This window comes from Williamsia sp. CHRR-6, from assembly GCF_018474015.1.
Taxonomy (GTDB): domain Bacteria; phylum Actinomycetota; class Actinomycetes; order Mycobacteriales; family Mycobacteriaceae; genus Williamsia_A.
The window spans coordinates 75,294-99,278 of the sequence record NZ_JAHCSG010000003.1 but is presented as its reverse complement, the minus strand read 5'-3'; the positions used below and the strand labels follow the sequence as shown (position 1 = coordinate 99,278).

The window sequence follows — 23,985 nt, the reverse complement described above, 5'->3', positions numbered from 1 at the left end:
AAACTAAGGAGATTACGTGGCGAATCGCTACGAGGCCGATGACCTGTCGCGGCGTATCGACTCAGGGGAGTCGACCCGCTCCGGTCTGCTCTCAGGCCGACGTCTGAAGGCCACCATCGCCCTGGCCACCGCGGCGGCCATCGCCGTGCCCGTCATGGCCGCATGTGGCAGCTCAGGCGGCGGTTCCAAGACCATCAACGTCTACGCTCCCGCCGACGGCGCCGAGCCGTTGGCCGCGGCAGGCAAGGTGTGCTCGGACAGCTCCAACGGTGACTACACCATCTCGATCAAGGAGCTCCCCAAGAACGCCGACGACCAGCGCACTCAGCTCGCGCGTCGTCTGTCCACCAAGGACAAGGGCATCGACGTGGTCTCCCTCGACGTGGTGTGGACCGCGGAGTTCGCCGATGCCGGATGGATCGCCCCGGTGCCCGATGCGCTGTCGAAGACCGCGCAGGCGTCGTCGCTGCCGGGCCCGCTGGCCTCGGCCGAGTGGAAGACCAAGTCGGACTCGGCCAAGCGCCTCTACGCCGTTCCCGCCTGGACCAACACCCAGCTGCTCTGGTACCGCAAGGACGTCCTCAAGAAGTACCTGGGCGCCAACGCAACTCCGCCGAAGACGTGGGATCAGCTGCTCAAGGACAATGAGACCATCCGCAAGGCGTGGACCGGTCCGGGTAAGGCCCCGAGCTACATCATGGTGCAGGCCAAGCAGTACGAGGGTCTGACCGTGTGGTTCAACACCCTGCTCGCCAGCGCCGGCGGTTCGGTCATCGACCCGAACGACCCGACCAAGGTGACCCTGGGCGACACCCCCGAGCACAAGGCAGCCACCGAGAAGGCCCTGGCGATCATCGCGGCCATCGGCAAGGCGCCGGGTGCGGCTCCCGACCTGAACCTCGCCGACGAGGGTGCGGCCAAGGACGCGGGCGAGAACGGCACCTCCACCTTCCAGCTCAACTACCCGTTCGTGTTCCCGAGCATGCGCTCCAATGCCGCCACCGGTGACGTCAAGTTCCTCACCGACGTGAAGGCCAAGTACGGCAAGCTCTTCGCCGACCCGAACAACCCGCCCAAGGACGCTGAGCTGGGTCCGGTCAACGAGCTGGTCCGCCAGAAGTTCGACTTCGCGCCGTACCCGTCGGTGGTTGCCGGCGATCCGGCCAAGGTCACCGTGGGTGGTATCAACTTCGGTGTCGCGGCGTACTCGACCAAGAAGGACAAGGCGTTCAAGGCTGTCGAGTGCTTGACCAACAAGGCGTCGCAGAAGGTGTACGCCATCTCCGGTGGTACCCCGCCGACCGATGCGTCGATCTACGACGACCCCGAGTTCAAGCAGACCTACCCCATGGGTGATCTGATCAAGGCTCAGCTGGAGGCCGACTCGTCGGCCGTGCGCCCGACCTCGCCTGTCTACCAGGCGATCTCGACCGCGCTGTCCACTGCGCTCAACCCGCCGGGCAAGGCTGTCGGCGCCAAGGGCGTCGACGACCTGACCGCAGTCGTTCAGAAGGCGCTGGATTCAGGGAAATCTGGATCGTGAACTACTCCGGACGCCATCGGGCGCCCGAACCCGAGCCCGCCGACGATTCCGTCGGCGGGCTCGGCCCTCGTATAGGCGAAAGCAACCGCATGGGTGAGAATGCACCAATGAGTGATCCAGCTGATTCGTCTCTGTCGATGCAGAAGACCGGTCGGATCCCCGTCGTCCCGGCCGCCACCGCCGTGGTCGACCGGGCGGGTGCCGAGCCTGACCCCCCACGCCGGGTGGTCATGAGCGATGACCGCAAAGCCCAACGCCGCCTGGCGTATTGGCTGATCGGCCCGGCCGCGTTGGTGATGCTGGCGGTCACCGCGTACCCGATCGTCTACGCGGCCTACCTGAGCTTCTTCGACTCCAAGCTCAGTGCGCCTGGTGATGACACCTTCATCGGTTTCGGCAACTACCGCACCGTGCTCAAAGACCACGTGTGGTGGTCGGCGGTGAGCACCACCGCGCTCATCACGGTGGTGTCGGTGATCATCGAGTTCGTGCTGGGTCTGGCGTTGGCCCTGGTGATGCACCGAACCCTGATCGGCCGCAACCTGGTTCGGACCACGGTCTTGATCCCCTACGGCATCGTGACCGTGGCCGCGGCCATCTCCTGGAAGTACGCGTGGACACCGGGCACCGGCTATCTGGCCCGGCTGCTGCCCGACTCCTCGGCACCCTTGGCCGAGCACTGGCCGGCCATCGGGGTGATCATCCTCGCCGAGGTGTGGAAGACGACGCCGTTCATGGCGTTGCTGTTGTTGGCTGGGCTCGCGTTGGTCCCCGACGACATCCTCAAAGCTGCGCAGGTCGACGGGGCCGGCGCCTGGACCCGGTTGATCAAGGTGACCCTGCCGCTGATGAAGTCGGCGATCCTGGTGGCCCTGCTGTTTCGCACCCTCGACGCCTTCCGCATCTTCGACAACATCCTCGTGTTGACCAACGGGCAGAACGGCACGGCCTCGGTCTCGAAGTACGGATACGACATCACCAAGAACCTCGACGTCGGATTGGGTTCGGCGGTCAGCATTCTCATCTTCGGGCTGGTCGCGGTGATCGTGGTGGTGTTCGTGTACGGGTTCGGTGCATCCGCCCCCGGTGCCGACAGCGACGAGAGAAAGTGACGACCACACATGGGTAACAAGACCAGCCGTCAAGCGGGCTGGGCGGTGATCAACATGGTGGTTGTCGTCTACGCGCTCATCCCGGTGTTGTGGATCGTGTCGCTGTCGCTGAAGACGTCCGGCTCGGTTCGTGACGGCAACTTCTTCCCGACGAAGCTGACCCTCGACAACTATTCGAAGATCCTCGACGACGACATCTTCAGCCGGGCGCTGGTCACCTCGCTAGGGGTGTGCCTCATCGCCACCCTCATCGCGGTACTGGTGGGCACCAGTGCGGCATATGCTGTGGCGCGCTTGGAGTTTCGCGGAAAAAAGGTGTTCGTCGGGATCGTGCTGCTGATCGCGATGTTCCCTGCGGTGTCATTGGCCACGCCGCTGTACAAGTTGGAGAACACCTTCGGCCTGCTCGACACCTGGCCCGGGTTGATCATCCCGTACGTGACGTTCGCGTTGCCGTTGGTGATCTACACCCTGTCGGCATTCTTCCGCGAGATCCCATGGGAGTTGGAGAAGGCGGCCCGCATCGACGGGGCCACCCCGATGCAGGCGTTCGTGAAAGTGATTGCACCCCTGGCCGCCCCAGGCGTGGTGACCGCAGCCATCCTGGCGTTCATCTTCGCCTGGAATGACCTGCTGTTCGCGGCCACCCTCACCACCGACTACGCCCAGACCGCACCGGTGGTGATGAACAACTTCACCGGCGCCAGCCAATTCGAGGAGCCCACCGGGTCGATCGCTGCGGCTGCGGTGGTCATCACCATTCCGATCATCATCTTCGCCATCGTCTTCCAACGGCGCATCGTCTCCGGGCTCACCTCAGGAGCAGTCAAGGGCTGAGGCCCCGCCCGGCGCAGACACGACGGACAGGATCGGCGCTCGGTGCGCCGATCCTGCCGTCGTCGCGGTCAGTGGATCGGGTCAGTAGGCCGTGCAGTCCCCGTCGCCACCAGCGTCGGCAGTGCTGTAGTAGTCGCGCATCGCACGCAGGAACCGGTCGAGGAGGCAGATGTTGGAATTGCCGGGAATCTTGTAGTGGTACGCGATGGCCTGAGTCACTCCACGTTGCCGCACCGCGCCCAGGGTGATGACGTCCTTGGACAAGTACACATCGATCTGATCGTTTTCCGTTCCGCCCGTCCATGCCCCGAGAATGCGGCCCTTGTACGGACTCGCAGTCCCCTCCCAGTTGTGGTAGACGATGTCCGGATTGTTCTTGTCGGCATAGACGACCTGGTAGTAGTAGTTGGTCTCACCCTTGTTGGTGATCGAGAAGAAGTGCGACCCCTTGGCGAATGCGTCGACCTCGGCGTGCGCCGGAGCGGCAAACAATCCCCCTGACAGGGCGATCAACCCGGACAGGAGAAGGGTCAGTAGTTGGGTTCGGATACGGCGTGAATGTTGTGTCATGAAATGAGGATAAGCGGAATGGTGTGGATGTGGGATCACGGATGTGTTGCTTGTTTCCGCGATGCCGTTCCTTTGGTAACGGAATACATTCCCGCCCGGCGTGATGTCGCATTCAGGAAGAATGCTTGATATCGGCTTTCTGCATATTTTTCGATATTTCTGATCAATGCTTCGAAGCACCTCGATCGAGGTGCTGCTGACCCTGGGCGTCTGCGATGACCGGCCTGCGGATCCTCCCTGCGACAGCGACAGCGACAGCGACAGCGGCAGTGGCTTCGGCTGCAACAGCGACAACAACAGCGAGGGGATAGGCGCACGAGTTGCGCCTATCCCCTCGCTGTTGTCGTCGGTCGGGTGCGGTCTGCTTGTCGTCAGTCGTGGGTCAGTAAGCGGTGCAGGGACTGGCCCCGCCGGAGTCGGCTGTGCTGAAGTCGACGGTGGCCTTCCTCAGGAAGCGGTCGAGGAAGCAGATGTTCGAGTTGCCGTCGATCGTGTAGTGATAGACGATCCGCTGGCCGACAGTCCGGGACTGCACAGCGCCCAGGCCGATATAGTCCTTCGACAGATACACATCGATCTGATCGTCGGCGGTGCCGCCGGTCCACGCTCCCAATTGTCGACCCTTGAACGCGGAGAGATAGCCTTCCCAGTTGTGGTAGACGTTGTTGGGGTCGTTCTTGGCAGAATAGACTACTTCGTAGTAGTAGGCAGTCTCGCCCTTGTTGGTGAGCAAGAAGAAGTGTGAGCCCTTGGCGAAGGCGTCCACTGCGGCGTTGGCTGACCCCGCGAAGAATGCACCTGAGATTGCGATCAGCGCAGTGGTGAGCAGGGTTATGGTGTGGATGGTGGTAGTTCGTACCGTATTTTTCATACTTAGAAGATAGCGCGGAGCCGCCACCCCTGCGGTGCACAGTTCTGTTACATCGGCCACCTCGTAGGGTTATTCGATAACAATCCGAGTACGCCCGAAAAAAATGAATAAGTGCATTTGTCTGATTTTTTCTGACCATTTTCTTCCCTTATTCGGTGACGACAAGATTGTTGAGCGCGGCACACCACCGCAGCACCTCACCGCGGCGAGGTGCCGGCGCGCTGGCGGCTCGATACGCTCGCACCGTGATCGAGGGTGACCAGACCCGCCAGTGGCGCCCGCCCTGGCCGCTGAACATCCGGGCCTGCCTGGCGCTGCACCGGCGGGGTCCCGGCGATCCGGCCATGCGGTTCGAGAACGACGGCTCGGTTTGGCGGACCAGCCACACCCCCGATGGACCCGGCACCCTGGCGATCACCCGCCGCGACGGGGTGGTCACCGGGCACGCCTGGGGTGCAGGGGGCTCGTGGTTGTTGGAGACGATGCCCGCGCTGTTGGGTGCTGACGATCATCCCGAGGAACTGGTGGCTCACGACGACGTGGTTGCCGGTCTGCAAAAGCGCGCCGCGGGTATCCGGCTGGGACGCACCGATCGGGTGTGGGAGGCGTTGGTGCCTGCAGTGCTGGAACAGAAGGTGGTCGGCAAGGAAGCGTGGCGGGCCTGGCGGCATCTTCTGATGACCTTCGGCACCCCCGCTCCAGGTGCGCCACATCTCAGAGTGCCCCCTCCGCAACAGAAGTGGCGGGAGATTCCCAGCTGGGAATGGCATCGGGCCGGCGCCGAGCCGGTGCGCATGCACACGGTGCGTGGTGCCGTGGCGATGAACGTGGAGGCCCATGCCGACCGGTTGACCACCCTGCGAGGTGTCGGACGGTGGACCGAGTCGGAGATCCGCTGTCGGGCCGTGGGCGATCCCGATGTGGTCCCGGTGGGCGACTACCACGTCTGCAAGAACGTTGGCTACACCCTCACCGGTGCGGTGACCGATGACAACGGGATGCTGGAACTACTCAAACCCTATGCTGGACAGCGCTATCGGGTGGTCCGGCTGATCGAGCTGTTCGGTTCGCGACCGCCGCGCCGCGGCGCCAAGATGTCGGTGCGCGACTACCGATCGTTCTGATGGCCGGGTGCCGGCGTCATTCCAGGTCCGCGGCGATGGGGGAGTCGCGAACCTCGGCGGTGCGCAGACGCTTCCACGAATACGACCGGGTCTGTGGATCCCACGCACGATGCAACGGCAGCAGGATGGTCAGCCGCACCACCGCGGTCAGTGAGGTGAACCAGGCGACGGCGGCCATGACACGTTTGCCGTGCAGGGCGTACGTGCGCGGCCCACACGCGGCGTAGCGCAGGAAGTCGCGTGGACCCGAGAGCAGGCGCCGACCCGAGACCGTGGCATCCATCCCCGGGATGACGGTGATGGTGTGCCCGGCTGTGCGCAGATGCAGGCTGCGGTCGAGGTCTTCGAACACGTCGCGGCGGTAGGTGACCTTCTCGCGGATCTGCTCCCACGCGCTGCGGCGAATGGCCGAGTTGGCTCCACTCAACGCAGGCAGCGGCGTCAGTTTGCCTGTGACCAACCGTGCGGCGGCCCGCGCCGAGAGCCGGGCATGACGTCGTGCGAAGCGGCCCTGCAGCGGTAGGTCGTGCATGATCATCGGCCCGGTACCGGCGGTGAGCTGAGGGTGCGCGGCGAAGGCGTGGTCGATGGCCTGGGCCCAACCGTCACCGACGATGGTGTCGGAGTCGACGCTGACGATCACGTCGTGGCGGGCGGCGGCGAAGCCGGTGTAGCGCGCGTAGGACACCCCGGCGCGCTTCTCCTCGACCAACCTGACGCGGGGGTCCTGGGCTGCCTTCGCCGCGACGATGTCAGCGGTGCGGTCGACACTGTTGTTGTCGACCACGATCACCTCGGCCACCGCATCGCCCTGGCGCAGGATGCGATCGAGGCACGCACCGATCACCGCCTCCTCGTTGTACGCGGGCATGACAACGGAGAGACTCACGGCCCGAGCCTAGGTCACTCACCCGGGAAAACCACATTCAGATCAGCGTGAGGGCCGGTGCCCGCAACTGCTCTCGGCCAACAGGGCCGATCGGATCAACACCATCGCCTCGGGCCGTGCGAGGTCCAGATCAAGGATCGAGGCGACGCGGATCATCCGGTTGTCGACGGTGTTGGGGTGCACGGCCAGCGCCTTGGCTGTGGCGCGACGGTCGAGTCCACTGGCCAGGTAGGTGCGCAGCGTGTGCAACAGCTCGGGTTCGGTTCCCAGCGGGGCGATCAGAGCGGTGAGTCGGTCCCGGCCCGGCCCCGGGCGAGTCATCTGGTACTCCACCGCAAGATCGTCGAGAGTGAACGACCCGGTCGTCACGCCCATGCCGCGGGTCAGGTCCACCAGCACGTCGCTCTGTTCGGCCATCGCCGGTAGCGTCTCGGCGGGCCCGACTGTCGAGGTGAAGACCAGGTCGATGCCTGCCCGTTCGGCGATCTCGGTGCGCTGGGCGTCGCCGACTATGTCGGCATCGCAGGAGATGGGGACCAGGATGCTGCCGCCGTTGTCGCTGAGCAGTGGCAACACGTGGTTACCCAGCACATCGTGCACGCATTCGGTGAGCGATCCCTTGACCCGACGCGGACCCACCAACGGTGTGGTCGACACCGCGATCACCTGCCACCGATCGGTGACGGGGATGTCGAAGGCGGCCACCTCCCGCACCTCGGCGCGGCCCAGCAGCAGGGCGTCGGCCAATGCGCGCCGTTGACAGCCGATGTCGTCGGGCGTGGAGTCGGCCGTGTGATCGGCATAGGAGATGGCGATCGCGCCCGACACCTGCGAATGCATGCTGAGCACGCGGGTGGTGCCCGCCCGCAGCGACCGGTTGTCGCGGCAGGTCGCCGACAAGTCGGCCAGCAGTGTGTCGAACCCGATGCTCAACTCGGCCAGCGCTCCCGTCAGAGGGATGTCGGCCCGCGCCCAGCGGCGGGCTGCGTCGGAGATCTCGGCGACGGTGGCGCGCAGATCGGCGGCGATGGTGTCGCCGTGCGCGTCGGGGCTCAGAGCCGCCCGCAGGGTGCGCAGCATGGTCGCGACGGTGTGCTGGACGTCGATGATGGTGATCGGCCGGTCTGCGCCGACCGCACGCAGCTCCCACCGCGGCCGAATCGGATCACCGAACGGGTCACCATTGATGGTGCGACCGGTGGTCCCGTACAGATCTGCTGTTGCAGTCGTGCTCAAAGCTACCCCCGAACCTCGCGCACCAGTCCTCCCCGACTGGCGACGTGCATCAGACTAGCCGACGAGTCAAATGTGGGTGATCGCGATTACAGATCGGCAGAAAATGTGTGCAGCCTCACATAAAGGCTACTTCGAAGGCTTGCGAGCGGTCACGAATTGGCCCTGGCCGGTGATGGTCTGCTCGATCCCGACCAGACCAGCCTCGGCGAACCGGCCGGTGATCTCGTGTCGACCGAAGAACCGGAAACCGCTGAGCCGCCGCACGATCGGCAGCCCTGCGGCCGCGTTCCATCCGGTGCGCACGGTGGTGAACACCGCCACCTCGCCACCCGGGGCCACCACCCGGGCCAACTCGTCGATGACCTGCAACGGATCTGACACCAGATAGAGCGCGGCCAGGCAGGCCACAGTGTCGAAGGTGTTGTCTGCGAACGGGATCGCGTGTGCGTCGCCACGAACGTAGACCACCCGTGGGCCGGTGTTGTCCAGTACCGCTCGTCCCAGCATCGGCGTGGAGAAGTCCAGTCCCACGGCCACCCCGTCGCCGCGCAGCGAGGCGCCGAAGCGGCGCGTGTAATTGCCTGGGCCGCAGGCCACGTCGAGGATCAGTCGGTCGCCGGCCCGACTGAGTCGGTTGGTCAGGGCGCGGTCGGCGTCGGCCGTGGCCGAGCCGCCGAAGCTGAACAAGCGGGTGAACACCGGTCGCCACGCCCGCTCGTAGACCTCGGCGAAGATCGGGTTCTGCATCACCCGCAGGCTCAGTGACTCGGCCGGGGCCGGGGCGTTGAGCACGTCGAGGTAGCCGTGGGACTCGTCGCGCACCGGCACGGTCAGCAGGTCGCGCACCCGCTCGCGAGCCGATGTCATCGGTCGGCCTGGATGCGCAGGGTGGTGATGGTGGTGGCCAACGAGTCGTACTGTCCCACCAACATCACCAGGCCGATCAGTTGACGTGGGCGCAGCGTCTGACTCAGCCGGGACCAGGTGGGGTCGGCGATGTCACGACGGGTGACCAACTCGTCGACTGCGGCCAGGATGGTGCGCTCGCGGGCGGTGAGGCGGGGCCCGGCGTGCGGTTCGCCCGGTGCGGGCGCCATGATCGCGGCGGCGGTGGCTGCGTCGATGCCTGCCCGCGATCCCAGCCGAAGGTGGTGTGCCAGTTCGTATTCGCACTGGCGGAGGTGGGCCACCCTGATGATGACCATCTCGGTGTCGCGGCGCGACAACGTCCCGAACGGCATGAGACGCGCCGAGTAGTAGAGCCACCCTCGGAACAGACCTCCGGTGCGACCCAGGGTGGAGAAGATGTGCATGTCCGACACGCCCATCACGCGGGCGGCCAGACGCGAGAACGCCCAGTTGAACGGACCGAGCTGGCGGAGCGTGCCGGGTTCGACACGTGGTTGCGTCATGCTCCAGAGGCTAGTCGCATGCGTGCGACTTGCGGTTCAGTCCACCAGGTATGGCGAGACGGTGCTGCGGTGCTCGTCCACCTGCAACGGCGCGCCGAGGGCCGGGAAGGCGCGCTGGGTGCAGTTCACCCGCTCACACACCCGGCAGCCCGCGCCGATCGGTGTGATGCGCGCCTGCGGCCCGATCTCCAGGCCATCGGCGTAGACCAGGCGCCCGGCGTGGCGCAGCTCGCAGCCCAGCCCGATGGCAAAAGTCTTGCCCGACTGGCCGTAGCGGGTGGCGCGGCGTTCCACTGTGCGCGCCACCCACAGATAGTTGTGGCCGTCGGGCATCTCGGCGATCTGGGTGAGGATCTTGCCGGGCGATGCGAACGTCTCGTAGACGTTCCACAGCGGACAGGTACCGCCGCTGGAGGAGAAGTGGAAACCGGTGGCGGACTGACGTTTCGACATGTTGCCCGCGCGGTCCACCCGCACGAACGAAAACGGCACCCCACGCATGTTTGGTCGCTGCAGGGTGGACAGGCGATGGCAGATCGTCTCGTAGGAGACCTGGTAGAACGCCGAGAGACGTTCGATGTCGTAGCGGAAATCCTCTGCTGCGCCATGGAATTGGGAGTAGGGCAGCACGGTGGCGGCCGCGAAGTAGTTCGCCAGACCCATGGTGGCCAACCGGCGCGCCTCCGGGGAGGTGAAGTTGCCCTCGTCGACCAGTCGGTCGATGAGATCGCCACACTCCAGGTAGGCCAACTCCGCAGCCAGCTTGAACGTGCGCTGCCCGGCCGACAGCGCCCGCGAGATCTCCAGGCGCCGTTCCACGGGGTCGTATCGGTGCAGCAGGGTGTCGCCCATGTCCACTCGGCGCACGATGGTCACTCCGTGCACCTCTTCTAGTCGCGTGGTGATCTCGCGCCGGATGTCGGCTGAGTGCATCCGCATGCGGGTGGTCAGTTCTTCTGCGGCGGTGTCGAGTTCGTGCAGATAGTTGTGGCGTTGATAGAAGTAGTCCCGCACTTCCTCGTGCGGTGCGGTGATGGAGCCGCGCAGGGTGGCGTCGCCGCGACCGTCGGTGGCCGCAGCCAACTGGTCGGTGACCATGCGGTAGCGGCGATGCAGGTTGACCATGGCGCGCGCGAGATCAGGAGTGCTGCGCACCATCTCGGTGATGGCGGCCGAGTCGAAGGAGGCGTCGAGATCGGGATCCATCATCACCTCGCGCAACTCGGCGACCAGTCGGATGGTGTCACCGGAGGTGAAGAAGCCCGGCTCGATGCCGAAGACCTCGCTGATCTTGAGCAACACCGGCACCGTCAACGGGCGGGCGTCGTGCTCGATCTGGTTGAGGTAGGACGCCGAGATCTCCAAGGTCTGGGCAAGATCCTTCTGCGAGAGCCCACGTTCGGACCGCAACTGACGCAGTCGCGAACCGATGTAGGCCTTGCCGGTGGTCGAGGACTTGCTCACCGCTTCAGGGTAGTGCCGCCCGACGGCGAGGCGCCCGACCCTGAACCCCTCAGCCCTGAACCCCTCAGCCCTGCGTCCCTCAGCCCTGGACCGCTCAGCCCTTGACCGCGCCCGAGGTGAGCCCGGCGACGATGCGCCGCTGGAACAGCAGCACCACGATGACCACCGGGATGGTGATGACCACCGCACCGGCGGCGATGGCGGCGGTCGGCTTCTCGAAGGTGGTGTCGCCCTGGAAGTACGACAGGGCTGCGGGCACCGTGCGCGAGTTGGTGGTGGAGGTGAGCGACAACGCGAACAGGAAGTCGTTCCAGCAGGTGATGAACGCCAAGATGGCGGTGGTGAACACACCCGGTGCCGCCAGCGGGGCGATGACGCGCCGGAACGCCTCGAACTGGGTGGCGCCGTCCATCATCGCCGCTTTCTCCAGATCCCACGGGATCTCGCGGAAGAACGCTGAGAGCGTGTAGATCGTCAGCGGCAACGCGAAGGTGACGTACGGCAGGATCAGCCCGGGCCACGTGTCGAACAGGCCCAGTGCTGTCTCGATCTTGAACAGCGGTGTCACCAGGGCGATCTGGGGGAACATCGAGATCAGCAGCGACAGGCCGACGATGACCTGCTTGCCGGGGAAGTCGAGTCGGGCGATGGCGTAGGCGGCCATGATGCCGAACACCAGGGCGATGGCCGTGGAGATGATGCAGATGCCGATCGAATTGCCCAGGGCGCGTAGGAAGTCGCTGTTGGCGAAGATCTTCGAGTAGTTGTCCCAGGTCCAGCTGCGCGGCCAGAAGTTGCCGTCGTTGAGGTTGCCGGCCGATTTCACCGACAGCGAGATGATCCAGATGACCGGGATGAACGCGTAGAGCAACACCACGATGCTCGCGCCGCCCCACCCCACCTTGCGTTGGGTGTCTATCGAGACCAGCGGTCGCTTGGCCGCGGGAGCAGGAGACGGGGCAGGGGCCGATGGACGTTCCGGTGCGATGGTCATCGCTTACCCTCTCCGCTGCCCGGTGCCGCGGCACCGAACAACTTGATGTACATGAACGCGATGACGGCGATGGTGAAGAAGATGAGAACCGCCATGGTGGAACCGATCCCGAGGTTGAGCCCGCGTATCAGGTTGTTGTAGGCCAGGATCGACACCGAGGCGGTCTTGTTGGAGCCTGAGGTCAAGATGAAGATGTTGTCGAAGATGCGGAACGCGTCCAGGCTGCGGAACAGTAGGGCCACCAGGATGGCCGGCTTCATCATCGGCACGATGATGCGCCAGAACCGTTGCCACGCACCGGCCCCGTCCAACGACGCAGCCTTGAGCAGGTCGTCGGGGATCAGTGCCAGACCACCCATCAGCAACAGGGCCATGAACGGCACCGTCTTCCACACCTCGGCCAGCACGATGATCCAGAACGACTCGGTGCGGTCGGTCAACGGGGCCGAATCGCCGGCGAGGTAGCCGATGTCCTGGGTCCAGGCGAAACGCCACGAGAACGCGGCCACCACGGTGACGATCGCGTAGGGCACCAGCGCGCTGGTGCGCACCAAGCCACGCCCGACGATGGTGCGGTGCATGACCAGCGCCAGCAACATGCCCAGCATCAGCTCCAACGCGGTGGTGACCACCATCAGCAGGAAGGTGAAACCGAAGGCGGTCCACCAGATGGGGCTCGAGAGCACAGTCTGGTAGTTGTCGAGCCCGATGAAGGTGTTGTTGTCCGGGGTCCGCAGATCAGCTCGGAACAGCGACAGGTAGAAGGCATACGCGATGGGATAGGCGGTGACCACCAGCATGATGATCACCGCCGGAGCGCACAGCATCAGGCCGAGTCGGCGCTCCGAACGCACCCGGTCACTGGACGGTTGCCCGGCCGCCGGGGCCGCCGATCCCGCGGCGCTCGGTGGAGCGGTGTCGATGGTGGTCACGGCAGGATCCCCTTGCCCTCCAACGCCTGTTGGATAGATTTCGCCAGTTTCCGTTCGGTGGATTCTGGATTGATCGACCTCGGCGGCGACAGCGTGGTGGAGATGACCGTCGAGATGTTCTGGTATAGCGGTGAGATGGGCCGCGCCACAGCGGTGTTCAGCTCCTGCAGGATGATCGGATACTGCGGGAACGCCTTTTGGACCTCGGGGTCGTCGAACAGCGACTTGAGCACCGGTACGTCGCCTGCGGCGGTGGCTTGGTTGCGCTGGGAGTCTGCGGAGGCCATGCAGAACGCCGCCTCGAAGGCCAGGTCCTTGTGCTTGCTGAACGCGCTGACCGCGAGGTTGCGTCCACCGAGGGTGACCTTGGCCGGGGTGCCCGGTACGGCCTGCGGGTAGCCGGTGGCCGCCATGTCATCGAGCACCTTCTTGCTCTGCGGGTCGGTCTCGGCGGCGGTGGTCATCGCGCTCTGCACGTAGGGCCAGTTGAGGATGAACGCCGCCTGGCCCTTCTGCAGCTGCGCGAACACCTCCGGTTCCTGACTGTTGGACAGCGAGGCGTTGGCCGAGCCAGAGGTGGCCAGCCGCTTGAGCAGCGAGAGTGCCTGCACTGCAGGCTTTCCCAGCGTGGTCCTGGTCGAGTCCGCGTTGACCACCGTGCCGCCGTAGGACGACAGCAGCGTGTTGAACGCCACCACATAACCCTCGTACTGGGCGGCGGTCAGCCCGATCTCGTGCGGCTTGCCTGCCTTGCGCAGCGCGTCGGCCTGGTCGAACATCTCGTCCCAGGTCTTGGGTGGGTTGGGCACCAACGACTTTCGGTACCAGAGCAGCTGCACGTTGGTGCTCTTGGGGATGGCGTAGAGCTTGCCCTTCCAGGTGGCGGTGTCGATGGGCGGCTGCAGCACCCCGGTGGTGGCGCGGGTGGCCCGTTCACCGGTCAGCGGTTCGATCCACTTGGCCTCGGCGAACTCCGCGGTCCAGGTGACGTCGGGGCCGATGATGTCGAGGCCGCTGTCCTTGGCGGCCAGCCGACGCACCAGCTGCTCGCGTTGACCGTCGGCATCGCTGGGCAGCAGGTTGCCACGGATCGTGTAGCGCCCGTTGGACGCTGCGCTGCAGCTGGCCAGCACCTTGTCCATGCCGAGGCTGGAGGCGTCGCCGTAGTAGTTGAGGGTGGGGGTACCCCCGTCGCCGGATGAACACGCCACCATCGACGCGGTCATCGCGACGCCGAGGGTCAGCACCGCGATTCGGGTTGTTGTTCGTGACACGACTTGGCTCCCGCCGACCTCGACTCACCCGCCCGGCTGTGACGGGTGTCACTGAAGCTCGAGGCTAGATCCGTGATCGTTCATCGCGCAGGCGAACGTCGGATTTGACCGCGTCGGCTGGGCGGAAAACGGCGTCGAGTGGGCGGAAGATGGCGTCGAGTGGGCGGAAGATGGCGTCGAGTGGGCGGCAATCCCGTTCGGCTGGGCGGTAATTCGCGTTGACTGCGGCGGTGGTCCGGGGCCTGGTGGACTTGAGTGCATTTCGGCACGGTGGGCGTCCTACTTTGGCACGGTGGACGCACTGTTTCGGCACGGTGGGCGCCCTATTTCGGCACGGTGGGCGGGTGTCAGGCCAGCCATACGGTGGTGTCGGTGGGGACCCGGCCGCCGTCGAGCGGACCGGACGCCACCAGTACCGTCACACCGTCAGGCAGCGCCACGGGTTCGGCCCCGAGGTTGGCCAGCACCGTCACCGCACCGGCACCGGCATCGACCTGGAAGCAGAGCACCGTCGGGCTGTTCTCGTCGAGCCAGGTGAGCGTGCCTCGACCGAGTCGATGGGTGCGACGCAACCGCAGCAGGGTGCGGTAGAGCTCCAACGTCGAACCCTCGACACCGGTCTGGGCGGCCACCGACAGCTCCCCGTAGACCGCTGGTTGCGGTAGCCACGCTGGTTCGGCATCCGGGCGGTCGGGTCCGAACCCGAACGTGGGGCCCTGCGGCGACCACGGCATCGGTACCCGACACCCGTCGCGACCGCGGTCGGTGCCCCCGGAGCGGGCGAACGTCGGATCCTGGCGAACCTCGTCGGCGAGATCGGTCACCTCGGGCAGGCCCAGCTCTTCGCCCTGCCACAGGTAGGCCGAGCCGGGCAGCGCCACCATCACCGCCGTGGCCGCGGTGGCGCGAGCCAGTCCCACCGCCGCGTCGGGCTGCGGGTCACCGATCCCGATGCCGCCCATCCGCACCAGCCCGTCGGCGACCTGGTCGAAACCGAGCCGGCTGGCGTGGCGCACCACATCGTGGTTCGACAACACCCAGGTCTGCGGCGCACCCACCTCGGCCGCGCTGGCCAGGGTGCGAGAAATGCTGTCGCGCTGACGTTCTGCCCGCCATGGGGTCATCAGGTACTCGAAGTTGAAGGACTGGTGCAACTCGTCGGGACGGGTGTAGCGGGCCAGTGCCGGGGCGGGAAGCACCCACGCCTCGCCGCACAGGATGCGGTCTCCGCTCGGCGAGCGGTAGGAGTCGGTCAGCTCGCGCCAGCTGCGATAGATCTCGTGCACGCCCGGCTGATCCCAGAACGGCATCGCATTGGTCGGACCTACGCTCTCGCTCCAGCCGTCGGGCGCATCGGGAAGACCGTCGGCCTTGATCAACCCGTGGGCCACGTCGATGCGGAACCCGTCCACACCGCGATCGAGCCAGAACGCCAACACGCTGAGCAACAGTTCGCGCACCTCGGGGTTGGTCCAGTCGAAGTCGGGTTGGGAGACGTCGAAGAGGTGCAGGTACCACTGGCCCGCAGTGCCGTCGGCCTCGGTGACCCGGGTCCATCCCGGCCCACCGAACACGCTGTTCCAGTTGTTGGGCGGCAACTCGCCGTCGGGGCCGCGTCCGTCGCGGAACAGGTAGCGCGCCCGCTCTGGGCTCCCTGGGCCTGCGGCCAAGGCGGCCTGGAACCACTCGTGATCCGACGACGAGTGGTTGGGAACGATGTCGACGATCACCCGCAGGCCCATGTCGTGGGCACGGTTCAACAGGGTGTCGAAGTCGGCCAGCGTCCCGAAGCGGGGATCGACATCGCAGTAGTCGGCCACGTCGTAGCCCGCGTCATGCTGCGGTGAGGTGTAGAAGGGCGAGAGCCAGACGGCGTCCACGCCCAGGTCACGCAGGTGTGGTAGCCGGTCGGTGATGCCGGGCAGATCACCGAGTCCGTCGCCGTTGCCGTCGGCCCACGACCGCGGATAGACCTGATAGATCACTGCGTCGCGCCACCAGGCGGCGTCAGCGGTCGATGTCGATGCGGAAGCGAGGTCGGGCATGAAGGCACACCTTTCGGGTGGGGCGTGAGGGGGCTCGCGGGATGATGCGAGCGGTGACGCTGCCCACACTGACAGCTTTGTCCCGGCGAGGACAGCCGGTTTCACAGGCGGTGTCGACACCGGCGTCGGCGGCGGTGTCGAGGGAGTCGTGGACCGGTGAATCGGCAGCATCGGGGCCATGCCGGGGGTTACCGGGCGGTAAGTTCGAGGGGCTGGCTCCGACAGCAAATTTGCAAACTTCGCAAATACGGGAATTGGACTGGCGGAAATTGGCTCCTGCGGCGCGTTGACCAGCTTGTTTCCCCTGTGGCAACCTGACTCCATCATCACCGGTCGATGTCACCGAGTTGCGAAGTCAACTCGCCGGGTGCGCGGGCGGTACCGAATGAGTCGAGAAGATGGAGTCGCTATGAGCAACGTCGGGCAGCCGAGGACGGCCCAGGAGATCCAGCAGGATTGGGACACCAACCCGCGCTGGAAGGGCGTGACCCGCAACTACACCGCCCAGCAGGTCGTCGACCTGCAGGGCACCGTCGTCGAGGAGGCCACCCTGGCCCGTCGCGGCTCGGAGATCCTGTGGGACCTGGTCAACAACGAGGACTACATCAACTCCCTGGGCGCCCTCACCGGCAACATGGCCGTGCAGCAGGTGCGCGCCGGCCTCAAGGCCATCTACCTGTCGGGCTGGCAGGTCGCCGGTGACGCCAACCTCTCCGGCCACACCTACCCCGACCAGAGCCTCTACCCGGCCAACTCGGTGCCGTCGGTGGTCCGTCGCATCAACAACGCACTGCTGCGCGCCGACGAGATCGCCAAGATCGAGGGCGACACCGCCGTTTCCAACTGGCTGGCCCCGATCGTGGCCGACGCCGAGGCCGGCTTCGGTGGTGCGCTCAACGCCTACGAGCTGCAGAAGGCCATGATCGTCGCCGGCGCCGCCGGTGTGCACTGGGAGGACCAGCTGGCCTCGGAGAAGAAGTGCGGCCACCTCGGTGGCAAGGTGCTCATCCCCACCCAGCAGCACATCCGCACCCTGACCTCCGCGCGTCTGGCGGCCGACGTCGCCGACGTCCCCTCGGTGATCATCGCCCGCACCGACGCCGAGGCCGCCACCCTGATCACCTCCGATGTGGACGAGCGTGACCGCGAGTTCCTCGACGGCACCCGCACCTCCGAGGGCTTCTTCGGCACCAAGAACGGCATCGATCCCTGCATCGCCCGGGCCAAGGCTTACGCCCCCTACGCCGACCTCATCTGGATGGAGACCGGCGTGCCGGACCTCGAGGTGGCCAAGAAGTTCGCCGAGTCCGTGCGCAGCGAGTTCCCCGACCAGCTGCTGGCCTACAACTGCAGCCCGTCGTTCAACTGGAAGGCACACCTGGACGACGCGACCATCGCCAAGTTCCAGAAGGAGCTCGGCGCGATGGGCTTCAAGTTCCAGTTCATCACCCTGGCCGGCTTCCACTCGCTCAACTACGGAATGTTCGACCTGGCCCACGGCTACGCGCGCGAGGGCATGACCGCCTTCGTGAACCTGCAGGAGCGCGAGTTCAAGGCCGCCGAGGAGCGTGGCTTCACCGCCATCAAGCACCAGCGTGAGGTGGGTGCCGGTTACTTCGACCGCATCGCCACCACGGTCGACCCCAACACCTCGACCGCCGCGCTCAAGGGCTCCACCGAAGAGGGTCAGTTCCACTAGGAAACGGTGGGGCGCTACGCCCGACCTGATCGATCGATGACCCGGAGGTGGGTGCGGCCGCGCGCTCGCACCCACCCCGGTCGTCGACTCTTCGGTATCGATCGCATCCGCCCGCACAAGGGCCTGTTGTCGCAGATGGTGTTGTGACAACCTGGGTAGAGCAGCCTCACGTGCCGCCCAATCTCAAGCTTTGACAAGAGTTTTCCCTCCAGCAGTCACGATTTTCCCAAGTCGAGGAGCCTTCTAATGGCAAGCGAGAAGATTTCGCGGGTCGGCGTCATCGGAGCCGGTCAGATGGGTGCCGGTATCGCCGAGGTGTGCGCCCGTGCCCATGTCGACGTTCTGGTGTACGAGTCCACCCGCGAGCTGGCTGCGGCCGGCCGCGCCCGCATCCTGCGGTCCCTCGACCGAGGCGTGAGCAGCGGCAAGCTGACCGAGCGTGAGCGTGAGCAAGCCTCGTGGCGGCTGCGTTTCACCTCCGATCTCGGCGACTTCGCCGACCGCCAGCTGGTGTGCGAGGCGGTCGTCGAGGACGAGGCCGTCAAGACCGGCATCTTCCAGCAGTTGGACAAGATCGTCACCGATCCCAACGCGGTGCTGGCCTCCAACACGTCGTCGATCCCGATCATGAAGTTGGGGATGACCACCGCCAACGCGGCACGCGTCATCGGCATGCACTTCTTCAACCCGGTGCCGGTGTTGCCGCTGGTCGAACTGGTCACCACGCTGATGACCTCCCCGGAGGTGACCGCACGCGCCGAGCAGTTCGCCGCCGACGTGCTGGGCAAGGAAGTCGTGCGCTCGGCCGACCGATCGGGCTTCGTGGTCAACGCCCTGCTGGTGCCCTACCTGCTGTCGTCGATCCGGATGGTCGAGAGCGGCTTTGCCACCGTCGAAGACATCGACAAGGCGATGGTGCTGGGCTGCGCGCACCCGATGGGTCCGCTCAAGCTGACCGATCTGGTGGGACTCGATACGGTCAAGGCGATCGCCGACAAGATGTACGAGGAGTTCAAAGAGCCGCTGTATTCGCCGCCGCCGCTGCTGCTGCGCATGGTGGAGGCCGGTCGACTGGGCAAGAAGGCCGGGCACGGCTTCTACCAGTACGAGGTTGCGGCCAAGAAGTAGCCGCAGCAGCCTCTTCGTGGGGCGGCCGCGTGCGACCGCCCCGACGACCACCCAGCGCCCGCCCTCGACCGTAGCGAGGAATGCAGATGACCAGCCCGGCAGACAAGATCGAATACGGGTCGTCGATCCTGGGGTATCCCCGGATCGGTGCCCGCCGCGAGCTCAAGCGCGCGCTCGAGGACTACTGGCACGGCAGTGCCGATCTCGACGATCTGCTGGCGGCCGGGCGAGAACTGCAGGACGGCACCTGGCGGGAGCTGGCGGCCACCGGTCTGGAGCAGGTGCCCGGCAACACGTTCTCCTTCTACGACCACGTGCTCGACGACGCTCTGCTGTTCGGCGCGGTGCCGCAGCGGTTCGCGCCGTTGGCCGACGAGCTGGCGCCGATGGACTTCTACTTCGCGATGGCCCGCGGCAAGCCGGATTTCCCGCCGCTGGAGTTGGTGAAGTTCTTCGGCACCAACTACCACTACCGGCAGCCCGAGATCTCGCCGGCGACGCAGTTCTCACTGCATGCGCAGGACCTGCTGGCCGAGCACGCCCGGGCTAAAGCCGAGGGCATCGAGTTGCGGCCGGTGGTGTTGGGGCCCCTGACGCTGCTGATGCTGTCCAAGCCGGGACCTGATGCGCCCGAGGGGTTCTCGCCCATCGACCGCATCGACGACCTGGTCGCGGTGTACCTCGACCTGTTCACCGCACTGGCCAAACAGGGTGCCAAATGCGTCCAGCTCGACGAGCCGGCGTTCACCTCCGACCGCACCGCGCAGGAGATAGCGTTGCTGGGCACGGTCTACGACCGGCTCTCGGCGGCTGCCCAGCGGCCGCGGCTGCTGGTGACCGGCCAGTACGGCGATCTCGGTCCCGCGTTGCCGGTGTTGGCAGCCACCAAGATCGAGGCGATCGGTCTGGACCTGGTCAGCGAACGCATCAGCCCGGCCACCCTCACCGAGATCCCCGGCATCAAACGCAAGCGCCTGTATGCGGGAGTCATCAACGGCCGCAACGTGTGGAAGGCCGACAAGACCCAGACGCTGGAATATCTGCTGGCGCTCAAGGCCGTGGTGCCCGACATCGTGGTGTCCACCTCGTGCAGCCTGATGCACGTGCCGATCGACCTGCTGATCGAATACGACATCCCCGGTGATGTCGCCGACCGTCTCGCCTTCGCCAAGCAGAAGGTGGGCGAGGTGGTGGCGTTGGCCAAGGCCGTCACCCACGGTGCGCCGCCGGAGTGGAGCAAACGTCCCGAGACGGTGCATTTCAAACTCAAACACGATGTGCGCCAACGGGTTGCCAACATCCGGCCCGAGCAGCGTGAGCGCGCCCCCTACGAGGAGCGCAAGGCCATCCAGGCGAAGGTCCTAGGGTTGCCGCCGGTGCCCACCTGCACGCTGGGGTCGTTTCCGCAGACCCCCGAGATGCGCAAGGCCCGTTACGATTACGGGCAGCAGCGGCTCACCTGGGATGAGTATGCCGAGCGGATCCGCGACGAGATCCGCCGGGTGATCGCCCTGCAGGAGGACATCGGGCTCGATGTCCTGGTACACGGCGAGCCCGAGCGCAACGACATGATCCAGTACTTTGCCGAGTTGATGGACGGTTACGCCGCAACACATTTCGGGTGGGTGCAGGTCTACGGCTCACGCTTTGTGCGGCCGCCGGTGCTCTATGGGGACATCAAACGCAAGCAGCCGATGACCGTCGAGTGGATCACCTTCGCCCAGTCCTTGACCGACAAGCCGGTCAAGGGCATCCTCACCGGACCGGTCACCATGTTGGCCAGATCCTTTGTGCGACAGGATCAGCCGCTATACGAGACGGCCGAGCAGCTGGCGTTGGCGGTGCGCGACGAGGTGGCTGATCTGGAGAAGGCCGGCATCAAGATCATCCAGGTCGACGAGCCGTCCATCCGGGAGCTGCTGCCGCTACGCGAACGGGGTCGTGAAGGCTACCTCGACTGGGCGGTGGCGGCGTTCAAGCTCAGCGTAGGCGGGGCCAAGCCGGAAACCCAGATCCACACCCACCTGGGCTACTCCAGCATCGCCAAAGTGGTCGAGGCCTTCGACGCTCTCGACGCCGACGTCACCTCCATCGTCGCCACCCGATCCATCGACTGGGTGCTCGACGAGATCGTGGCCAGCGGTACCGCCATCAAACGTGGGGTGGGCCCGGGGGTCTATGAGAGTCGCAGCGCGGCCATCCCCGACATCGACGAGATCGACGAACGGATCCAGCGCGCGGTGCAGGCCATCGACCCGGATCGGTTGTGGGTCAACCCCGATGGTGGTCTGAAGACCAGGCACTACTGGCAGCTGGAACCGTCGCTGCGCAACATGGTCGCCGCTGCGCGCCGCCAACGCCGCCGGGGTGGCCTTGCGCCCCGTGAGTGATTTGGTACCGCGGGAGGGCGTAATTCACTCACGGGTTGCCGCCAGGCGAGCCTTCTCCACCTCGACGTCGAAGTCGGCCGGTGGCCAATCCAGGTCGAGCCGTTCCAGCGCGTCGATCAACAATTCGGTGACGGCAAGGCGCGCATACCATTTGCGGTTCGCGGGCACCACATACCAGGGTGCGCCGGGGGTATCGGTGCGATCCAGCATCGCCTGATACGCCGCCTGATAATCCGACCAGAATCCGCGCTCGTCCACATCGCCGGGGTTGTACTTCCAGTACTTGTCCGGACGATCCAACCGTTCGGCCAGCCGCCGACCCTGCTCTTCAAACGACAGGGCAAGGGCCACCTTGATGATCACCGTGCCCGAGGCGATCAGCTCGTCCTCGAACTGGTTGATGATGTCGTACCGCGGCTCCCACACCGAGCGGGGCACCAGGTTGTGCACCCGCACCACCAACACGTCCTCGTAGTGCGAGCGGTCGAACACGCCGATGTGCCCGGCGGGCGGGATCTGCTTGTGGATCCGCCACAGGAAATCGTGCGACAACTCCTCCTCGGTGGGCTTGCCGAACGACGCGTGCGCGACTCCCTGCGGGTCGACCATCCCCATCACATTGCGCACGATCCCGCCCTTGCCTGCGGTGTCCATACCCTGCAACACCAGCAGCACCGACCGGGTGTCGCCGCTGCGACCGTTGGCGAACAACCGCTCCTGCAGCCCGGCCAGCACCACCCCGCGCTGCGCCAAGATCTCGGCGCCGTCGGCTTTCGACTTCGTGAAGCCAAGACAGCTCTCGTGGTCGATGTCTGCAAACGGTCCCATGGCGCTGGGCCGCAGCAGATCTCTGGGCGCGGCCGACCATCCCGGCGGTGTCATGGCTGCCAATCTAGCGCCGGTGGGCCCGGTTGCGGACCGCAACCGGTCAGGACGGCTTGCAGCCGTTGGGTATCGACTTGCCCCGGAACAGATCGTCCATCCACTGCAAGGCATCGGGGAACCCGTTGGGCGCGGCGTAGAGATGCTCGCCGGGCACCAGCCGGAACGAGGCGTTGACGCCGCGCCGGCACTGTTGACGCCACAGCTCACGGGCCGGACCGATCGGGATCCAGAACTCCTGAGCCCCGTGATAGATGTACATCGGCATCGCCGAGGTGCCCTCGGCGAAGGTGCCGATGCGATACACCTCGTTGGCGTTGCGCGAGTTCAACGGGTCGGCGTCCTTCGACAACGCCTGCAGCGGTAGGAAAGCCGCACCCGTGTAACCGAGTTCGGTGTTGCACGCGTTGCGGTAGATCTCAGAGGTACCCACCCACAACGCCGGGTTGTTGTACGTGCGTGCCAACAACTCCGGGTGTTCGCGGGTGATACCCATCACCGCTGCGGTCAGCACGCCGGTGGCCAGGTTGCCGTTCATGCTGCCGATGAGGGCCTTGAAGTTGGCGGGTGTGCCACCGAGGACCGCGCCGACGAACTGCTTCTTCAGTTCGGGCGCATAGGAATTGACCAACTTCACGGTGCCGTTGACCGCGATGGAACCGCCGGAGTAACCGGTCACCGCAATCTTGCGTTTGGCGAAATCGGTGGGCTCCAGGCGGGCCAGTGCCCGGACCGAGTCGAGGGTGATGTGACCGGCGACGACGGGTTCGCCGTAGGCCATCCGTGGGCCCTGATAGTCGGGCAGCACGACGGTGTAGCCCTTGGCCAACGCCATCTTGGTGGCCGGGGGCGTGTTGTCCAACTGCGAACCCGCCTGTGCCCCATGGGAGAACGAGTAGCCCGGGTTGCATTTGGTGCCCAGCGAGACGATCGGCTGGTCGTTGAGCAGGATGGGCCGCGGACCCGGACCGGCCCACGCGGTGGTGGGCGTCAGGACCGAGGCGGTGCCGAAACTCGGCAGGCCGAACGAGTCGGTGGTGCGAAACTTGAACTGCCGAACCGAGGTGACCGAGCCGTTGATGACGGTGCGCGCCACCTTGGTCACCTCACGCACGCCGATGATCTCGCCCGGCTTGTAGGAGGCCAGGTTGGCGGGCCAGACGTCAAAGAACGGATCGCCCACCGGCGGCGGCAGCATCGCCGCGCGCAGCTCCATCAGCGAATGGCTCAGGCCTGGTGTGTAAGCGATCGGCGGGATGGTCTTCAGTTTCGGGATGGGCGGCGGCCCCACGACAGCCTGCAGACCGTTGACGATCGGCGGCGGCAGCGGATCGATCGGCGCTGCCTGTGCAGGACCACCGTTGGGTGACAGCAGAGCCATCGGAGTGACGGCGGAAGCGATGAGGGCGAGCACGACCTGGCGCGCACGTGATTGCATGCGCTGAAAGTACCGTGGTCGGCGTACGAATGCGGCACCGGGCAGCCAACTTTGGACTGGTCGGACGCAACTCTTGTGACGCGTCAGCGCCTGATCCGGCTCCCGCTGTGAGCTCTCAGCGCTGAGGTCTGATGAGCGCTCAGCG

Annotated in this window: 20 protein-coding genes; 7 read left to right on the top strand and 13 right to left on the bottom strand. The window is 65.7% G+C overall.

The window, feature by feature from the left end:
• Window positions 1-16 precede the first annotated feature (16 nt).
• From KIK15_RS09330 to KIK15_RS09320, 3 genes are all read left to right on the top strand, one after another.
• A complete protein-coding gene (locus KIK15_RS09330; RefSeq protein ID WP_307851808.1) occupies window positions 17-1,543 on the top strand; it encodes an extracellular solute-binding protein in 1,527 nt (508 codons plus the stop codon).
• Window positions 1,544-1,650: 107 nt separating this feature from the next.
• Window positions 1,651-2,655 (top strand): carbohydrate ABC transporter permease, encoded by a 1,005-nt coding sequence (locus KIK15_RS09325; RefSeq protein WP_284149978.1) that lies wholly within the window; start codon window positions 1,651-1,653, stop codon window positions 2,653-2,655.
• 9 nt (window positions 2,656-2,664) lie between these two features.
• Window positions 2,665-3,492 (top strand): carbohydrate ABC transporter permease, encoded by an 828-nt coding sequence (locus KIK15_RS09320; RefSeq protein ID WP_214243949.1) that lies wholly within the window; start codon window positions 2,665-2,667, stop codon window positions 3,490-3,492.
• Between the two features lie 81 nt (window positions 3,493-3,573).
• Here KIK15_RS09320 and KIK15_RS09315 read toward each other — a convergent pair whose 3' ends face one another.
• The gene (locus tag KIK15_RS09315; protein WP_214243948.1) at window positions 3,574-4,062 is read right to left on the bottom strand and encodes a hypothetical protein; all 489 of its coding nucleotides are present in this window, start codon (window positions 4,060-4,062) and stop codon (window positions 3,574-3,576) included.
• Window positions 4,063-4,444: 382 nt separating this feature from the next.
• Entirely contained in the window at window positions 4,445-4,993 is a 549-nt protein-coding gene (locus KIK15_RS09310; protein ID WP_214243947.1) for a hypothetical protein, read from the bottom strand.
• Between the two features lie 185 nt (window positions 4,994-5,178).
• Between KIK15_RS09310 and KIK15_RS09305 the strand changes: the two genes are divergently transcribed.
• Window positions 5,179-6,057 (top strand): DNA-3-methyladenine glycosylase, encoded by an 879-nt coding sequence (locus tag KIK15_RS09305; protein WP_214243946.1) that lies wholly within the window; start codon window positions 5,179-5,181, stop codon window positions 6,055-6,057.
• 16 nt (window positions 6,058-6,073) lie between these two features.
• Here the strand turns inward: KIK15_RS09305 and KIK15_RS09300 are convergent, their stop codons facing one another.
• From KIK15_RS09300 to KIK15_RS09260, 9 genes are all read right to left on the bottom strand, one after another.
• The gene (locus KIK15_RS09300; RefSeq protein WP_214243945.1) at window positions 6,074-6,946 is read right to left on the bottom strand and encodes a glycosyltransferase family 2 protein; all 873 of its coding nucleotides are present in this window, start codon (window positions 6,944-6,946) and stop codon (window positions 6,074-6,076) included.
• 42 nt (window positions 6,947-6,988) lie between these two features.
• A complete protein-coding gene (locus KIK15_RS09295) occupies window positions 6,989-8,182 on the bottom strand; it encodes a CdaR family transcriptional regulator (RefSeq protein WP_214243944.1) in 1,194 nt (397 codons plus the stop codon).
• Window positions 8,183-8,308: 126 nt separating this feature from the next.
• Window positions 8,309-9,049, bottom strand: coding sequence for a class I SAM-dependent methyltransferase (locus KIK15_RS09290; protein WP_214243943.1), 741 nt, complete (start codon window positions 9,047-9,049; stop codon window positions 8,309-8,311).
• Window positions 9,046-9,594: a carboxymuconolactone decarboxylase family protein gene (locus tag KIK15_RS09285; RefSeq protein ID WP_214243942.1), complete on the bottom strand. Its 549-nt coding sequence runs from the start codon at window positions 9,592-9,594 to the stop codon at window positions 9,046-9,048. Before KIK15_RS09285 ends, KIK15_RS09290 begins: the two co-directional genes overlap by 4 nt.
• 36 nt (window positions 9,595-9,630) lie before the next feature.
• Complete coding sequence (gene ramB, locus KIK15_RS09280) at window positions 9,631-11,058, bottom strand: acetate metabolism transcriptional regulator RamB (RefSeq protein WP_214243941.1); 1,428 nt, start codon at window positions 11,056-11,058, stop codon at window positions 9,631-9,633.
• Window positions 11,059-11,152: 94 nt separating this feature from the next.
• The gene (locus KIK15_RS09275) at window positions 11,153-11,986 is read right to left on the bottom strand and encodes a carbohydrate ABC transporter permease (protein ID WP_250324464.1); all 834 of its coding nucleotides are present in this window, start codon (window positions 11,984-11,986) and stop codon (window positions 11,153-11,155) included.
• A gap of 62 nt (window positions 11,987-12,048) precedes the next feature.
• Window positions 12,049-12,984: a carbohydrate ABC transporter permease gene (locus KIK15_RS09270; RefSeq protein WP_374222841.1), complete on the bottom strand. Its 936-nt coding sequence runs from the start codon at window positions 12,982-12,984 to the stop codon at window positions 12,049-12,051.
• The gene (locus tag KIK15_RS09265) at window positions 12,981-14,258 is read right to left on the bottom strand and encodes an ABC transporter substrate-binding protein (protein WP_214243939.1); all 1,278 of its coding nucleotides are present in this window, start codon (window positions 14,256-14,258) and stop codon (window positions 12,981-12,983) included. The genes KIK15_RS09270 and KIK15_RS09265 overlap by 4 nt, the downstream gene beginning before the upstream one ends.
• A 347-nt stretch (window positions 14,259-14,605) precedes the next feature.
• A complete protein-coding gene (locus KIK15_RS09260; protein ID WP_214243938.1) occupies window positions 14,606-16,303 on the bottom strand; it encodes an alpha-amylase family glycosyl hydrolase in 1,698 nt (565 codons plus the stop codon).
• 409 nt (window positions 16,304-16,712) lie between these two features.
• On the opposite strand from KIK15_RS09260, the gene aceA reads away from it, so the two are divergent.
• The 3 genes from aceA to metE all read left to right on the top strand — a co-directional run bounded on the left by aceA (window position 16,713) and on the right by metE (window position 21,520).
• Window positions 16,713-18,002: an isocitrate lyase gene (gene aceA, locus KIK15_RS09255; protein ID WP_214243937.1), complete on the top strand. Its 1,290-nt coding sequence runs from the start codon at window positions 16,713-16,715 to the stop codon at window positions 18,000-18,002.
• 246 nt (window positions 18,003-18,248) lie between these two features.
• Window positions 18,249-19,130, top strand: coding sequence for a 3-hydroxybutyryl-CoA dehydrogenase (locus tag KIK15_RS09250; protein WP_214243936.1), 882 nt, complete (start codon window positions 18,249-18,251; stop codon window positions 19,128-19,130).
• 86 nt (window positions 19,131-19,216) lie between these two features.
• Window positions 19,217-21,520 (top strand): 5-methyltetrahydropteroyltriglutamate--homocysteine S-methyltransferase, encoded by a 2,304-nt coding sequence (gene metE / locus KIK15_RS09245; protein ID WP_214243935.1) that lies wholly within the window; start codon window positions 19,217-19,219, stop codon window positions 21,518-21,520.
• Between the two features lie 24 nt (window positions 21,521-21,544).
• Here the strand turns inward: metE and KIK15_RS09240 are convergent, their stop codons facing one another.
• A complete protein-coding gene (locus tag KIK15_RS09240; protein WP_214243934.1) occupies window positions 21,545-22,402 on the bottom strand; it encodes a polyphosphate kinase 2 family protein in 858 nt (285 codons plus the stop codon).
• 46 nt (window positions 22,403-22,448) lie between these two features.
• Window positions 22,449-23,840, bottom strand: a complete 1,392-nt coding sequence (locus KIK15_RS09235; protein ID WP_214243933.1) for a lipase family protein — start codon at window positions 23,838-23,840, stop codon at window positions 22,449-22,451.
• Window positions 23,841-23,985 lie beyond the last annotated feature (145 nt).

Coding starts and splice junctions, on each gene's coding strand:
- KIK15_RS09250 (WP_214243936.1), top strand. CDS start 18,249: ATGGCAAGCGAGAAGATTTCGCGGGTCGGCGTCATCGGAGCCGGTCAG.
- metE (WP_214243935.1), top strand. CDS start 19,217: ATGACCAGCCCGGCAGACAAGATCGAATACGGGTCGTCGATCCTGGGG.
- KIK15_RS09285 (WP_214243942.1), bottom strand. CDS start 9,594: ATGACGCAACCACGTGTCGAACCCGGCACGCTCCGCCAGCTCGGTCCG.
- KIK15_RS09290 (WP_214243943.1), bottom strand. CDS start 9,049: ATGACATCGGCTCGCGAGCGGGTGCGCGACCTGCTGACCGTGCCGGTG.
- KIK15_RS09315 (WP_214243948.1), bottom strand. CDS start 4,062: ATGACACAACATTCACGCCGTATCCGAACCCAACTACTGACCCTTCTC.
- KIK15_RS09235 (WP_214243933.1), bottom strand. CDS start 23,840: ATGCAATCACGTGCGCGCCAGGTCGTGCTCGCCCTCATCGCTTCCGCC.
- KIK15_RS09320 (WP_214243949.1), top strand. CDS start 2,665: ATGGGTAACAAGACCAGCCGTCAAGCGGGCTGGGCGGTGATCAACATG.
- KIK15_RS09240 (WP_214243934.1), bottom strand. CDS start 22,402: ATGACACCGCCGGGATGGTCGGCCGCGCCCAGAGATCTGCTGCGGCCC.
- aceA (WP_214243937.1), top strand. CDS start 16,713: ATGAGCAACGTCGGGCAGCCGAGGACGGCCCAGGAGATCCAGCAGGAT.
- KIK15_RS09325 (WP_284149978.1), top strand. CDS start 1,651: ATGAGTGATCCAGCTGATTCGTCTCTGTCGATGCAGAAGACCGGTCGG.
- KIK15_RS09260 (WP_214243938.1), bottom strand. CDS start 16,303: ATGCCCGACCTCGCTTCCGCATCGACATCGACCGCTGACGCCGCCTGG.